Source organism: Erwinia sp. MMLR14_017 (assembly GCF_033657285.1).
Taxonomy (GTDB): domain Bacteria; phylum Pseudomonadota; class Gammaproteobacteria; order Enterobacterales; family Enterobacteriaceae; genus Erwinia.
The window spans coordinates 295,050-309,439 of the sequence record NZ_JAWVWP010000001.1 but is presented as its reverse complement, the minus strand read 5'-3'; the positions used below and the strand labels follow the sequence as shown (position 1 = coordinate 309,439).

13 protein-coding genes, 1 tRNA gene and 2 pseudogenes are annotated in these 14,390 nt (G+C 47.3%); 10 read left to right on the top strand and 6 right to left on the bottom strand.

Features of this window, described 5'->3' with window-relative positions:
- The first annotated feature begins 8 nt into the window (after positions 1-8).
- Both SD961_RS01495 and SD961_RS01490 read left to right on the top strand, forming a co-directional pair.
- Complete coding sequence (locus SD961_RS01495) at positions 9-1,112, top strand: nuclease (RefSeq protein ID WP_318788924.1); 1,104 nt, start codon at positions 9-11, stop codon at positions 1,110-1,112.
- Between the two features lie 481 nt (positions 1,113-1,593).
- Positions 1,594-1,752, top strand: a complete 159-nt coding sequence (locus SD961_RS01490; RefSeq protein ID WP_318788639.1) for a hypothetical protein — start codon at positions 1,594-1,596, stop codon at positions 1,750-1,752.
- Here the strand turns inward: SD961_RS01490 and SD961_RS01485 are convergent.
- Positions 1,749-2,363 (bottom strand): annotated as a pseudogene (locus tag SD961_RS01485) (Fic/DOC family protein). The gene SD961_RS01490 and the pseudogene SD961_RS01485 overlap by 4 nt on opposite strands.
- Before the next feature lie 5 nt (positions 2,364-2,368).
- Complete coding sequence (locus SD961_RS01480) at positions 2,369-3,673, bottom strand: tyrosine-type recombinase/integrase (protein ID WP_318788638.1); 1,305 nt, start codon at positions 3,671-3,673, stop codon at positions 2,369-2,371.
- Between the two features lie 147 nt (positions 3,674-3,820).
- Between SD961_RS01480 and SD961_RS01475 the strand changes: the two genes are divergently transcribed.
- Positions 3,821-3,905, top strand: a tRNA-Met gene (locus SD961_RS01475).
- Between the two features lie 188 nt (positions 3,906-4,093).
- Here SD961_RS01475 and SD961_RS01470 read toward each other — a convergent pair.
- Together SD961_RS01470 and SD961_RS01465 are read right to left on the bottom strand one after the other, a co-directional pair.
- Complete coding sequence (locus tag SD961_RS01470; RefSeq protein ID WP_318788637.1) at positions 4,094-5,203, bottom strand: AI-2E family transporter; 1,110 nt, start codon at positions 5,201-5,203, stop codon at positions 4,094-4,096.
- Between the two features lie 151 nt (positions 5,204-5,354).
- Positions 5,355-5,932, bottom strand: a pseudogene (locus SD961_RS01465) (transposase); the annotation flags it as partial.
- A 198-nt stretch (positions 5,933-6,130) separates the two neighbouring features.
- Here SD961_RS01465 and SD961_RS01460 point away from each other — a divergent pair.
- The 4 genes from SD961_RS01460 to SD961_RS01445 all read left to right on the top strand — a co-directional run bounded on the left by SD961_RS01460 (position 6,131) and on the right by SD961_RS01445 (position 9,934).
- The gene (locus tag SD961_RS01460; RefSeq protein ID WP_318788636.1) at positions 6,131-6,757 is read left to right on the top strand and encodes a hypothetical protein; all 627 of its coding nucleotides are present in this window, start codon (positions 6,131-6,133) and stop codon (positions 6,755-6,757) included.
- Positions 6,758-7,586: 829 nt separating this feature from the next.
- Complete coding sequence (locus tag SD961_RS01455; RefSeq protein ID WP_318788635.1) at positions 7,587-8,219, top strand: hypothetical protein; 633 nt, start codon at positions 7,587-7,589, stop codon at positions 8,217-8,219.
- 72 nt (positions 8,220-8,291) lie between these two features.
- Positions 8,292-9,164, top strand: coding sequence for a cytochrome b/b6 domain-containing protein (locus tag SD961_RS01450; protein WP_318788634.1), 873 nt, complete (start codon positions 8,292-8,294; stop codon positions 9,162-9,164).
- A 98-nt stretch (positions 9,165-9,262) separates the two neighbouring features.
- A complete protein-coding gene (locus SD961_RS01445; RefSeq protein WP_318788633.1) occupies positions 9,263-9,934 on the top strand; it encodes a molybdopterin-dependent oxidoreductase in 672 nt (223 codons plus the stop codon).
- Between the two features lie 390 nt (positions 9,935-10,324).
- Here the strand turns inward: SD961_RS01445 and SD961_RS01440 are convergent, their stop codons facing one another.
- On the bottom strand, positions 10,325-11,194 hold the full coding sequence (locus SD961_RS01440; protein WP_318788632.1) for a LysR family transcriptional regulator: 870 nt from the start codon (positions 11,192-11,194) through the stop codon (positions 10,325-10,327).
- A 129-nt stretch (positions 11,195-11,323) separates the two neighbouring features.
- On the opposite strand from SD961_RS01440, the gene SD961_RS01435 reads away from it, so the two are divergent.
- The 3 genes from SD961_RS01435 (at position 11,324) to SD961_RS01425 (ending at position 13,673) form a co-directional block, all read left to right on the top strand.
- On the top strand, positions 11,324-12,070 hold the full coding sequence (locus SD961_RS01435) for a glucose 1-dehydrogenase (protein WP_318788631.1): 747 nt from the start codon (positions 11,324-11,326) through the stop codon (positions 12,068-12,070).
- 165 nt (positions 12,071-12,235) lie between these two features.
- Complete coding sequence (locus SD961_RS01430) at positions 12,236-13,081, top strand: NAD(P)-dependent oxidoreductase (RefSeq protein WP_318788630.1); 846 nt, start codon at positions 12,236-12,238, stop codon at positions 13,079-13,081.
- 289 nt (positions 13,082-13,370) lie between these two features.
- Positions 13,371-13,673, top strand: coding sequence for an EthD family reductase (locus SD961_RS01425; RefSeq protein WP_318788629.1), 303 nt, complete (start codon positions 13,371-13,373; stop codon positions 13,671-13,673).
- Between the two features lie 94 nt (positions 13,674-13,767).
- On the opposite strand, the gene SD961_RS01420 is transcribed toward SD961_RS01425, so the two are convergent.
- A complete protein-coding gene (locus SD961_RS01420) occupies positions 13,768-14,061 on the bottom strand; it encodes a chorismate mutase (protein ID WP_318788628.1) in 294 nt (97 codons plus the stop codon).
- Positions 14,062-14,390: the final 329 nt, after the last annotated feature.

The window sequence follows — 14,390 nt, the reverse complement described above, 5'->3', positions numbered from 1 at the left end:
AACAGATGATGCCGGTTCATCATGCTATCTGGCGGGTAGGTGATAACCCCCAGCCACTGACTATCATCAAACTGACCAGCGAGAATTTGCTGGAAAAGATGATCCTAAATGACCCAACCATTCTTTCTGATCAGTGGATGATAATCGGTCATCAGGAAAATACGCTCGATAAGGGGCGTATTGACCTGCTGGCGATTGCGCCCGATGCTTCGTTGATCCTGATCGAGATTAAACGCGATCGCACACCGCGTGAGGTCGTCGCTCAAGCGCTGGATTACGCTTCATGGGTGGATGATTTGACCGCCGATCGCTTGTCACAGATTTATGAAAAATTTTCCGGCGGCCGCAATCTGAAAGAAGCGTTTAGACAACGTTTCAATAGCGAGCTGGAAGAAGAGTCCATCAATCAGTCACACCAAATCATTATTGTGGCAGCTGAACTGGATCCCTCCACTGAACGCATCGTGGATTACCTGAGTAAAAATGGAATTTCCATTAACGTCCTGTTCTTCAAAGTATTCCAGCACGGCAATGAGCAATTCTTAAGTCGCGCCTGGCTTCTCGATCCGAGCGAGACGCAAACTAACGCTGCACAAGCCACCGCAGGAACGAGTGCTCAATCAAAAGAGCCCTGGAACGGAGAGTTCTATGTCTCGTTTGGTGACTCAAATAGTCGTAACTGGGAAGAGGCGCGCCGTTACGGGTTTATCAGTGCCGGTGGCGGAAGCTGGTACAGCCAGACCTTAAAACAGCTTCAGCCCGGTCAACGCGTCTGGGTCAACATCCCAAAAACAGGTTATGTAGGCGTCGGTATTGTGCAAAGCTCCGTTGAGCCAGTCAGCAGCTTTAAGATCAATACTGAAGCTGGTGAAAAACTCGCGATGGAAGTGCTTAAACATGCAGATCTTTATCGTGATAACTCAGGCGATCCCGATAAATCTGAGTATTTTGTCTCCGTGAAATGGCTTCAGACCCGTAGTGAACAGGATGCAGTAAATGAACTTGGATTCTTCGGTAATCAAAACACCGTTTGCAAGCCCACAACGCCAAAGTGGCGACACACTGTTGAAAGATTGAAAAATCACTTCAGAAACTGGAATACTAACGAGTAAAAAATCTCAGGCATTCAGGCGAATGAATTTTAATAAGGATCTTAACAATGCGTAAAATCCTGCACTCCGAACAGCCGTTCCGGCGGTCACACGAAGGTGTGGCTGCCCCGACGGTTTATTCGGGGATTACCCATGCAAACAAGAAATCGAGCGTTTCGACGCCATCATATGAAAAGGTTCAAAGCTAAGCGCGGTCGTTATAATAATGCGGCTTACAGCTGGCCTGAAGGCGCAACTATCGTCAATATCGGTAAGGCTTACCATACCCCATGCCTCTGTTCATGCTGGATGTGTGGACATCAGCGTTTTCATCACGGAATGAACATGCAGGAAATGAGAGCAAGAGCTAAGTACCAGGACTAAGCACCTGTACCCACCACAATGGTGGGTTATCTCCCGGCAAGCACCCTCTGATAAACCATCTTGTAAGCTCACCCCCCACCCACTACAATCCCGTTAAGCACAACAAGGACCACACACAATGCAAAGTCGAGCCACCAGCCCCAAAATCACCAAACAGCAAATCTACCGCTCCGTTGCTAGCTCAACGGCTATTGAAACGGGTGAAGCTGTGCAGAAAATTGAGCAAAATCTCAAGCAGTATCAAGCTCAGGCAAAAGCTATTGGTTTAGCTCGCTAATTTGGCAAAATATCGCCAACCAGCTGTATCATCGGCTTATAGTTACCCGAAACTCCGGCCTGAATAGCCTTGAAATAAAAAGCTTTATGCTCGTCCCAAAGGCTGTAATCCAGCAACCCAGTGCCTGCCTGAACAGACAACGCATCAAAAAGCAGACGCGATAACCTGCCGTTTCCCTCTCTGAATGGGTGGATCAGGATAAACTCCACATGGCATTCAGCCAGATAACCGTTGAGTTCCGGTCGGTTAAGGGAGTTAAGCTGTTCAAAGCGATGTAGATAACGCTTTTCAAAGCCAGTCATGAGATGGGGGATACGATCAGCTGCTGCAAATTTAAAGCCATCTTTGACGAGATTAGCATTACGCAATCGCCCTGTTCAGTCATATATATTTCCCAGCCAATGCCGATGCCATTTTTGGATATGCCCGAAATCTAACGCTGTTAGGGGAGCTGATTCTATAAAAATCTGGCCATACAACATCAGCAGCAATCCCGATTCCAGCGCTGCCATTTCAGCTTCATCGATAATGCCCAGCTTGTTCAACAATACGTTTTCTAAAGAACCCGGTTGGTAAAGCGTCTCTGAAGAGTTCAGATTATATTTAGCCAATCGTTTTATCCCCTCTGGAACAAACTCACCACGTTGCTGGTGGCTTGCTCAACCCTGTTGACCCGCCGTTCCCATAACTCCAGCGCCTTACGCTTCTCGCTGAGATAATCATAGCGGTCATAGTGCTTCGAGCTGACATCTTGCAATGCATGGTTTTGAATGCGGTCGCGCAGCTCTTTCGAAACACCGATTTCGCCCATCAACGTTTTGCAGGTCCGCCGTAAATCCCTCGCAACGAATACCGGATTGTCCGGAAAATGCTCGCGATAATAGATGATAGCCTGGGCAAAACTGTCAGTCCGAAGATGCTTACCGGTATCCACCCGTTGCGGGAAGATAAACGGACTGTCGTTAACATTTTCTGCCTTCAGCCTTTCCAGTATTTCGACGGCAGAATCTGTTAACGGTATCAGATGGTCTCGCTTGTTTTTTGATACATCAGCCACGATCAACAGCGTTTTTTCTTCCCAGTTCACAACCTCCCATCGGCTGGAAGCCAGTTCATGCGGGCGCTGACCACCAGCATAAACACATAGATTAAGCAGCAAACTCACCGAATTGCCTACACCGGACGTTTTGGGGAAATCGCCCATTAGCTGCTGCAGTTCATTCAACTTGAGCCAGTTAGTTCCCACTTTCTCTGCAGCAGACTGTTTAGGAATAACGCTTACTGGATTCATCTCAAGCCCAAACATCACGTTCTGCTGGTGGTTTGCGGGATCGTTATCCGCCTTAAGCCCATAGTTAAATGCCGCCATCAGATAAGAACGGACGCGGTTAGCTTCAACGCTCGCGCCACGCTGAATAATGGCTGACAGAATCTGTTTGATATGTAGCGGTGTGACTTCGTTAGCTTTCGTCTCTTTGGCGATAAAGGAATAGGTTTCCTTCTCAAGACGATAGAGCACCTGCTGCCAGGTTCGTTTACCATCTTCACGCATCTTATTGGTGTAACCCTGGATAAGCTGCTCGATACTGCCCTTTAACTGTTCGGCGCGCTTTTGCTTTTCCAGCGCGATTTCCTGTTCGGCCTTTTCAACCTTTGGATTCTTCCCTTCCTTCAGCGTGCCAGCATAACCTTTCGCAAGCTGTCGGGCCTGGGCTAACGACATTTCAGGATAACGGCCTAACTGAATAAAGTGGCGTTTTGCATCCCAGTAATAACGATAGTAGAAAACCCGCTGTCCGGATGGCTCAACCTTTACGCCCAGTCGCCCTGCTCCACGCTCACCACTTTTGTCCCAAACCTGATAAGCCGAGTCGCGAGCTTTAAGGCCGCGTACCATTGAGTCCGTTAGATTGTCTGCCAAGAGAAAGTCCTTACGAGAATTTTATTGCCATTTTCTGGGTGATGTAGCAGGTGATGTAAGAATGATACTGAAAGCAAATACCCGGAACAACATGAAACGAAGGAGAAACTATAAGCTACTGTTTTATAGTACTTAATAGGTAGATATGGTTTAAGGTGAAAAAGGATGGAACGAGCTATTCATATGACTCATAATCGCTTGGTCACTGGTTCAAGTCCAGTAGGGGCCACCAAATTTTACCTGTTAAATCAGGATATTAAGCCACCTTTTAGAAGGTGGCTTTTTTGTTTCTTTTTTCAGTGGCGATAAAATAGAAGCTGAAAATTGAAACCCCTGAATTTCAACACCACAAAGATCATAAATATAAAAAAAGCAGCCCCTAAGAGCTGCTTTGTCTGACTCAAGTTAAACCCACCTTAATCAAGCCTCAGGTGGTGTCTTCCCTTCTTCGATAAACTCTTCATCAATCTCATCGCTGTTATTACGATTGTCGCGGCCGGAAAGCAGGTTCCAGCAGGCGATAAACATGGCGGCAATCAGCGGGCCAATAACAAAACCGTTAATCCCATAAATCTCCATTCCGCCCAGCGTAGCGATCAGAATAAGGTAGTCAGGCATTTTGGTGTCTTTGCCCACCAACAATGGACGAAGAATGTTATCCACCAGGCCGATAACAACCACAAAGAAGCCGACGATAAACAACCCTTTCCACAGCACGCCAGAAGCAAAAAAGAAGATGGCTGCCGGTACCCATATAATGGCGGAACCAACGGCAGGGATCAGGGAGAGGAAGGCAATTAACGCTCCCCACAGCAAGATGCCTTCGATACCGGTAATCCAAAAAGCCAGCGCCCCTAACGCACCCTGCACAACGGCTACAACGACAGTTCCTTTCACCGTGGCACGAGAAACTGCAGCAAACTTCATGAAGAGATGATGCTTCACATATTTTGACAGCGGCAGCGCCGCGAGGATGACGTTCACCAGATAAGCACCGTCTTTCAACAAGAAAAACAGCAGGTAAAGCATGATGCCGAAGCCTACGGTAAAGCTGAACGTGCTTTTACCAATCAGGAAAGCACTGCCGGCAAGATACTGGCTCCCTTGCAGAGCGAACTGCGACAGCTTTTGTTGAATGTTCGTTGCTGTATCAAGTTGATGTTCTGAAAGCAAATGACGCGCCCAGTCAGGCAAATGCTGCATCACCTCTGCAAAGATCACCGGAAGCTGAGTATTGTTATTTTGCAGCTTGGTATAAACAACGTTGAATTCAATCGCCATTGATGACGCAATCACCACCAGTGGGGTGAAGACGATTACACAAATCACCAACAGCGTTAAAAACGAGGCCAGCCCGTTTCGTTCACCAATAAGCTGTCTGATTTTGGTTTTCATCGGATGGAAGATTACTGCCAGGATGGCAGCCCATAATACCGAAGAGTAATACGGCCCCAGTACATCAAGAAAAGCCACTGTTACAATAAACAGGATCAGAATAAAAAATCCCTTTGTCAGGCCGTTAAATCTCATTTTAGTCTCTCTACACTGCAATTTTGCTCACGAAGCATAGAGCGCATTATACCTTTTGCAATGAAAGAGTTCAGGGATGATTTTTAGCAACCTTGTTGAAGCCGGAAACAGGCAGAGTGAAGTGAACTGAAAGGTGAATGGAGCCGGTAAACTGCAGCTCCACGCCATACTCAAAGGCCCATTGACCCAGCGCGACAGGTAAATTCCGGACCCTGAGCGGTTCTTATCGTCACCAGATAGCTACGAAACAGTGCAATACTGTCCAGAGAATGCGCCGGTAACCAAAACGCCGGCATACGGGCGCCAGTTCAGTGATGCGCGCAGATAAATGCGCGTCAGCAACTGGACCCTTGAGGCTCATAGCGGCAAGTTGACAGCGGCAAACCAGCCAGCCTGCAAACACGACGTTGCGACAAACCCGCTGCCTCACACATGACTTCTATGGCTTCCCGCTCTGCTCTGTCGTCAAAACTTTCGGCTCAAAGCCACCTGAAAAGCCTCTTTATCCAGCATGGCCTCGTAAAGCAGCTTCCTGAGGCGCGCGTTCTCTTCTTCGGGTGACTTAAGACGATTCACTTATGGTACTTTCATGCCGCCAAAAACCTTACGCCAGTTGTAAAACATGGCGTCGGAAATGGCGAGCTTGCGGCAGAGTTCACGGGCAGAAACTTTAGCTTCAGCTCAGCAGAGGATACAGATGATCTGTTCGTCAGAAAAACGCTTCTTCATCGGGATGCCTTCATATTGCTTATGAAGACATGGCTAGCCTCGCGGTGTATTAATAAACGAGAAGCAGGTCAAGAGTGCTACATTGACAGCCAACCTATTAGTTGGTATACGTTGAGCAGTGCCTTTAAATCAGGCCTTGGTATAACCTGAAAAGATCATTTACGCGGTTAACCAGCATCTAATTACTGAGGATCTTTTATGACCAGCATTCGTGCTTTGCCGCCCACATATCCTGCATTTTATGCTCGTGCTGAAAATATGCGAACCACTCACTCCTCGCATCAGAGGATGATTTCAGACGATTTCCAGACCCTCATAAAGACGCAGAACAAACCCCTACCTCCATTACCAGATTCTGTAAAAACGTTGTCGCCGCAGAAATTGGAAGTAAGTGCTATAAACCAGAAAAATGTTGAAGCGATACTTTTACAACTGCTTGCCAGCCGAAAAATGCTGGGCAATACCGGATGTAAAACGGGTCGTTCGACATCAGCAACTCTGGCATGCAATGATGTATCTGACATTGATGATATCGCGTCTGAATGCAAAGACGAGCACATTAATTGTCATACAATTCGACATATCGATTTTTGTTATGATGGATTTGGTTATAGCATGCCTGTTGGATGTGCCATTAATATTTCTGCTACCCCTGTTATGCATTCTGCGTATACGGTTATCTGGACACCAATTGAAATTATTCGACGAGGGCCAGTGCAATATGTTCCAGGCCATTCCCGGAGCCGATATAAACCCCGTGCTCGTTTAAAATATTTCGCTGAACAGCAAAATGCGGATATGTATGGTGACAACCAGCAAGCTTAAACTACCTGCTAAATGTACTCTTTAAGTAAAAGTAGGGTGAATACCTTTTGATGTACCTATACAGATACCGGTAATTTAAAATTTCCTCGGATTCAAACAGCGCCCCAATCGATGGGTTATATCTCCTGCTGAAGGGTAACAACGCGCGCTGGCCAAAACACGAAGTAATACAGAATTAAACAACTCAGGCACTGTACTGTAAATAATATTGCAATTATTTTAATAAACGCATCCAGGCAGGATTTTGGCGATTTAATGAATTATTCGTTAGCTTGCAGAAAGATTGCCATCGTTTTTTATTGGATGCATTTGATTTCTGGCGAACACATTCAGATATATTAATAATAGCTACTCACTGTTTTACATATATACAATGATTACTTTTTAACACCTGTATTTTCTGCAGAGTTGACCGATAAGGTAAAGAAGCATTTTCAGGATATCTCTGCCCGATAAGATATTCTGAGGACAGGCGCAAACAAAGACGTGTTTCAACTTCATAACGCTCCCATAGTTGGAAAAGTCATTTTGATGACTGCTGTACACTGTGCAAAGCTGTCTGCAAGTGTCTTTGACAATGGAAATTTTTGCGAAAATTCCTTCGGCTATTAACGGAGCGGTAGGCCAGGTTTACTGAAATTTGTCATTTCAATAGTATATTGTTACAAATTAAACTACCTACTAGTAGATAGCTAATGGTATGGTTCAGGAAGGCAGCCTAACTTCATAGTTGGTTGACCTGTTATCTATAAGTTTTAGGGCGTCGCTTTCGACGACCTTAATGTTACGCCAAGACAGCGCCGCGATGACGGCTTTATCAGGAGCTTTTATGCACTTTTCCAAATTTTCATCTTTATCAGTACTGGCTTTAAGCAGCGCCTTATTAGCTTTAGGCACAACTACGGTCTTAGCTGCTGACTCTACAGCTGAGCATGTAAGAGTTCGCGGCACTGTCTCATCGCTTTCTGGCGACCAGCTTGTTATTAAATCTCGTGAAGGGAATACGGTAACTGTAATGTTAATGCAGCAGTGGAAAGCCGCCGCCGTTAAAAAAGCCACTCTCTCTGATATCAAAAAGGGTGACTTTGTAGGCATTGCATCACAGAAAGAGTCAGGAGGTGGGGATGATGCCCTTGAAGTGCTGATTTTGCCTGAAGCACTGAGAGGTACAGGCGAAGGTAGTTATAACTGGGATCTTAAGCCTAAAAGCTCTATGACTAACGCAACCGTAACCAATCCGGTGAAAAATGTTAACGGGGGTATAGTGACTGTTACCTATCACGGTCACGATAAGAAAATCAACATTTCTGGCAGCACTCCTGTTGTTACACTCGCACCCGCAACTCCTGATGAAGTGAAACCCGGCGTGGCTATTTTTGTACCTGCTGTAAAAGGCCCTGATGGCAAGCTTAAGACGGAAAATCTGATTATTGGTAAAGACGGCGTTGTTCCACCAATGTAATTTTTCAGGTTTAAAAATTATTGCTTTGTTATCGAAGTGGCAAAAGGCTTCTCTATTCTCGAGGTTATAGCTATGAGTGATGAAATCAGCCAGCCTTCCTCCGAAGTTCCATCACGTAAACAGTTTATCCGTCGCCATTCCTTAATAGTGAGGGTTACACACTGGATTAATGTTATGTGTGTCTCGGTTTTATTAATGACCGGCCTGCAAATCTTCAATGCTCACCCCCGTCTTTACTGGGGGGAGTACGGCACTTTTGGGGACCATGCTTTACTGGAGATAGGTTCAGAGCAGCAAGGTAATACTCTGAAAGGATTCCTGCGGATTGGTTCATTACGCATCATAACAACAAATGTGCTTGGTGTTTCGCAGGAAGAAAACAGTGCTACTGCCCGCGCTTTTCCTGCCTGGGCTACAATGCCTTCCTATCAGGATCTTGGCGCTGGCAGACAGTGGCACTTCTTTTTTGCCTGGCTATTCGTGATAAACGGGTTTGTCTATATTTTGCACGGCATCTGTCGTAGCCATTTTCGGAAAAATGTTTTTCCCGATAAAGACCAGCTTCGTCCTAAAAATTTATGGCATGAGATAAATGATCATGCGCGTTTGAAGTTTGCTAAAGGTGAAGAAGCCCGACGTTATAATGCTCTGCAAAAAATAACCTATTTACTGGTAATATTTATTCTTCTCCCACTGATGATCATAAGCGGCCTTACCATGTCGCCGGCTTTAGATGCCACTTTCCCTTTTCTTACGGATTTATTTGGTGGGCGCCCGTCAGCAAGGATGATGCATTTTATTACCGCAACTTTATTAGTGAGTTTTATTATTGTTCATGTCCTGATGGTTCTGTTTTCCGGGTTCTGGAACAATATTCGGTCAATGATTACCGGTAGCTACGCCATTGAAACTCAGACTAAAAAAAGCAAAGGAGAATCTTCTTGAAAGCCCCTCTTACACGCAGACAACTTCTCACAGGTCTGCTTTCAGGGATTAGTGTCTCGGCGTTAACGGGATGTGACAGGCTGGTTCAGGATGAACATATGATTAAAGCGCTGCGAAATACTGAAAACATGACGTTAGCCGCCCAGCGATTGCTGGGGCGAAACACACTGGCGCAGGAGTTCAGTGAGGCTGATATCTCGGATAACTTTTTTACTAACGGTACCACAATGCCTGACAGTGAGGAGTACGCAGTCTTGCTTCAAAATGGCTTCACAAACTGGCGATTAAAAGTAGATGGTTTGATTAATCACCCCCTGAGCCTGTCAATGGCAGATCTCCAACGTTTTCCAACACAAACTCAAATTACCCGGCATGATTGCGTCGAAGGATGGAGCTCAATTGGTAAATGGCATGGGGTTAAGCTGGGCCATATACTACAGACTGCAGGACTTAAACCCGGCGCACGCTATGTCGTTTTTCATTGTGCCGACGAACTGGAACAAACACTGGATGGTAGTGGGCGTTACTACGAGAGTATTGATTTGGTTGATGCATTTCATCCGCAAACAATTCTGGCTTGGGGAATGAATGGTAAGGCTTTACCGGTTGCTCATGGAGCGCCATTACGTCTACGGGTCGAAAGGCAGCTTGGCTATAAACAAGCGAAGTATTTGATGCATCTTGAAGTCATAAGTAGTTTCGACAGTTTGTGGGGAGGCAAAGGAGGATATTGGGAAGACCGTGGCTATGAATGGTATGGCGGGATTTAATCTTCGTCTGCATTAGCCGGATGGATTAGGAGCATGCCAACTCACTTGACCAATTTATGCCTGGTATCAGATAAAACAGGCTCTTCACATTAAAAATGCTGACTACATTGAGCAAACCGTGAAGCAGTACCTGCGCTCCTATCAAAATCAGCACGCCCAAAAAAGTAACGATATAAAAAATGCCTGACTAAAGCTTGCGTGAAATGTACGCAGCGACAGCATAAGTCTGCACAGTAACAGGCTGATTCCGTACTGCATTTGCAGTACGTTCACAGGAGCCTGACTCGTTTCCTTCTGAAAGGCATCAGGTGTCATGAAAAGCAGCGATGCGAGGGCAAAACAAATCCCGATAGAAATGTGAAGTTGCCTGTGCGGCCTCCTGGGGCCGATTTACTTGTCTGCGGACACGTAATCCGAAAGCAGCGTATCGGCGATATCGAGCATTGCCCGCAAACGATCCATATGGCGGAGGTCATGGTGGTAGCCTACCCATATATCTCTGGATGGGGGCTGCTCCGTTGTCTGGATGCGTTGTAATTCCGATATGGCATCGCCAAGTGGCCGTGGCAGCACTGCAATCCCCATACCTCGCAGGCACATTTGCGCCTGAACGGCTCGACTGGTGCTGGTGAAGACCCGCCGTGACAGGGGATATCTGTCGAGTAACCAGGCTACGTCAGGAAAGTGAGACTGTGCTGTATTCATGAGAATAAGCCCTACTGACGCTGGATCGTTTTGCATTGCATGTACAGTTTCAGGTGTCCCATAAATACCATATGAAATGCTCATCAGACGGCGTTGGACAATATCCGGTTCGGTAAAAGGAACGAGGCGAAAGGCCACGTCGGCATCACGACGCGAAAGATTGAGTAATCGATAGCTTGCGATTACCTCCGGTACTATGGCCGGATGGCGGCGCGTCAATTCAGTCAAAACGGGCGCCAGAACATATCCAGCAAACCACTCTGCTGAAGATATCCGCAGGATACCTTCGAGACGTTCGTGGTTGCCTGCCAGTCGCCTTTCCATGGCCAGCGCGGAATTTTCCATGGATTCCGCCATATTCAGCACGGCATCCCCGGTGTCCGTAAGTACCAGCCCATCTCTGGTTCTGCGAAAAAGGGCCTGTTGTGCCTCATCTTCAAGTGCTTTTATCCGGCGCCCCACCGTAGGATGACTCACCCCCAGACTTCGGGCAGCCTCCCCGAAAGATCCGTTGCGGATTACCGCCAGAAATATCCGGACGTCGCTCCATTCCATGCCCTAGCCCACCTTTCAAAAATGAACTTCAAATATACAGAAATGGCAGTTCACAAACAATTATGTAAGTAGCACCATAACCTCTTATAAACGTACTGGCCTGTCCGGCCTCATCTGGAATCTGAAAATATGAATAAGTTAAAAGACAAGGTTGCCATCGTAACAGGTGCATCTAAAGGCATCGGGGCGGGCATTGCCCGTCAGCTTGCGGCCGATGGCGCAAAGGTCATCGTCAACTACGTATCAAGCAAAAGCGGTGCAGATAAAGTAGTCGCCGATATTGAAGCAGCAGGTGGAAAGGCGCTTGCAGTAGCTGCAAATGTCACCAACAAAACCGAAGTCGAGGCGCTGGTCAAATCCGCTATCGAACATTTCGGGCGGTTAGACATTGTGGTGAACAACTCCGGAATCTATCAGTTCGCCAGGATTGAAGAGACCACTGAAGCGCTCTACCGTAAGCAGTTCGACCTCAATGTTCTGGGGCCGCTGCTGGTTGCTGCGGCAGCCACGCCGCATTTGGGAAAGGGCAGCAGCATCATCAATATCAGTTCATTTGTCACGCGCGTATTCATAGCAGAGAGTGCTATCTACAGCGGCACCAAAGGAGCGATTGACGCAATCACTGGCGTACTCGCGCGTGAGCTCGGCCCCCGGGGTATCCGCGTCAACGCGGTAAGCCCCGGGCTGATCGAAACCGAAGGCAGTCATTCTGCAGGGGCGATGGGCTCGGACTTCCAGATCTGGAACGAAGGCCAGACGCCGCTCGGGCGTATTGGCCAGGTGCAGGACGTCGCTCCGATCGTCTCCTATCTCGCATCAGACGATGCGGGATGGGTGACTGGCGAGGTTATGCTGGCTTCGGGTGGCATGCGCTAAAAAGTCAACTTACAGCAAGAGCTGCCCGGTCGAGTTGAATATTTGAGACAAGCGACAACGTGGTCGGACGTCATTATCAACAAGAACTAACACCCAAGTGTGCTGCTTACTAACAGCCACCGGTTGACCAGGCTCAGCATTAATCTTTTCTGAAAGAGAGTAACTATGGATGTAGGCATTATAGGATACGGAGCTATGGCCCGCGCAATTATACCCGTCCTTACCGGCGCTGGTCATCGCGTGCAAATCTGGAATCGGTCTGGCGTGGGCGATGATGCGATTAATACTGTTCAGACCGTAAAAGAATTGTTTAATAACGACATCATACTGACGCTTCTTGCCGATGATGCAGCCATCAGAAGCGTGCTACTTTCATCAGATATTCCTGACACCCCCCGGTCGGGGCTGATTCATGTGGTGATGTCCACCATTTCCACCGCGTTTGCACGGGAGCTTTCCAGTGCTCACAGACGGTTCGGTATAGCTTACCTTTCTGCGCCAGTGCTGGGCAGGCCAGACGTTGCAGCAAATGGACAACTCAACATTCTTGCTGCAGGCGAGGCCGGGGACTTATTCCGGGCTTCACCCGTGCTTGACGCCATAGCCAAAAAAATCTGGTATCTGGGAAGAGAACCGCCGGCGGCCAATGCAGCTAAAATAGCCGCAAATATGATGATTGCCATGGCAATTGAAGCTATGGCAGAAGCCACTGTTATTTGTGAAGCTAACGAGCTGTCCCGCGAAGATTTTTTCAACGTTGTGCTGAGTACGATTTTTGCAGGTCGCGCTTATGAAAGTTACAGCCAACAGATCTCCCGTCAGGCTTTCGAACCCGGATTCAAAGCATCGCTTGGACTTAAAGATCTCAGACTCGCCAGCGAGGCGGCGTGGGATGCCGGTCGTATTTTGCCTGCGCTGGAAAGCGTGCGTCAGCAGATGGAAAAGACCGTTTCCGCTAGCTTCGGCAATCGAGACTGGTCCGTTATGGCCGACATTACAATCAAGGGTTAATCGCAAGCATGAGCCCCAGAGGTTTTGCCGGTAACCAGCAAAATATGCACACCGCGCTTCGTTTGAAAAAAAGATTATTTCCATTAACAAGATACCGGCACCGCAGGCCGGTAGCTCGTTAATATATCTGCGGGACGCGGTCCCGGCATAGTGACCTCTGTTGCCATCCGGACTGACATCAGTGTTGGACCTTTCCCAGGGTCGCGCAGCCACTACGTTACAAAGGCTTTTATTTCATGGCAGAGAGAACTATCTGCCGGTCATGCTTCTGGAAAAAATGGAGAAACACATGCATCAGATGTTTGTCGTTTGCGCTGGTAATGAAAAGAACAGATTTGATCGTGATTATTATGCCGATACGCATCTGGCACTCGCCCTTAAGTGCTGGAAACCCTATGGTCTGATTTCGGCGGAGGCTTTTTTCCCAGCCACAAACCGCAGTGGCTGGCTGTCCATAGGCGTCTATACGTTTGAGAGTCAGCAGGATGTCATCCGAGCCCTTGAATCAAAAGAAACAGGAAGAGTAATGGCAGATGTACCGCATTTTACGGATGCGTCCACCGTTATCCGAAGCCATTTCATGCCGTTCTAAATGAATAGTTCACCCGTGAGACGCCAATTACTGACACCCACGGCAGATAAAGCGTCCAGTTATTAAAAAATGACGACTTTAGTCCAGCACGATACTATTTCGCTCTGATTTGGCTGTGTCTGTGAACGACTTCGTCAATGATAAAACGCATCAACCCCTCAATGAAATGGGGCTCGAGACTGGTGCCCTGCGCGAGTCTTTTCAGACGGGCTAATTGTAATTCCTCTCTGTTTTTATCTACCTCTGGCAGGTTATGTGTGGCTTTGAGCTCACCAATTTTATAGGTACTACGAAAGCGCTCTGCCAGGATATAAATGAGCGCAGCATCAAGATGATCAATTGTCTGCCGGTAGGCAGCGAGCTGTGCCTGATGATCATAACTCTCCATAAATTTACCTCTCAATAGGGATCTTACTAAGCATTAATCTGATCGAAAACCGGACAGCATTAAACCTACCTTCTGGATGGTATGGTGTCAAGCGTTGTTCTGAATTTGCAATAACGCTTATAGAGCAGCTCAGTGAAAATAATGGTCAGTGTAAAACCTTGCCATAATAACCCGATTTTCATATGCACTGAATGAACTTAGTTCACGCCTGGAGTCTCGGCCCGGTTACAGGAAACAGACTGGATTCATGGGTAAAGACGCATCAGCTTGACAACTAGGCTACCTATAGGTAGGTTGATCGATGTTTTGATTCACTCGCGACTGAAGGA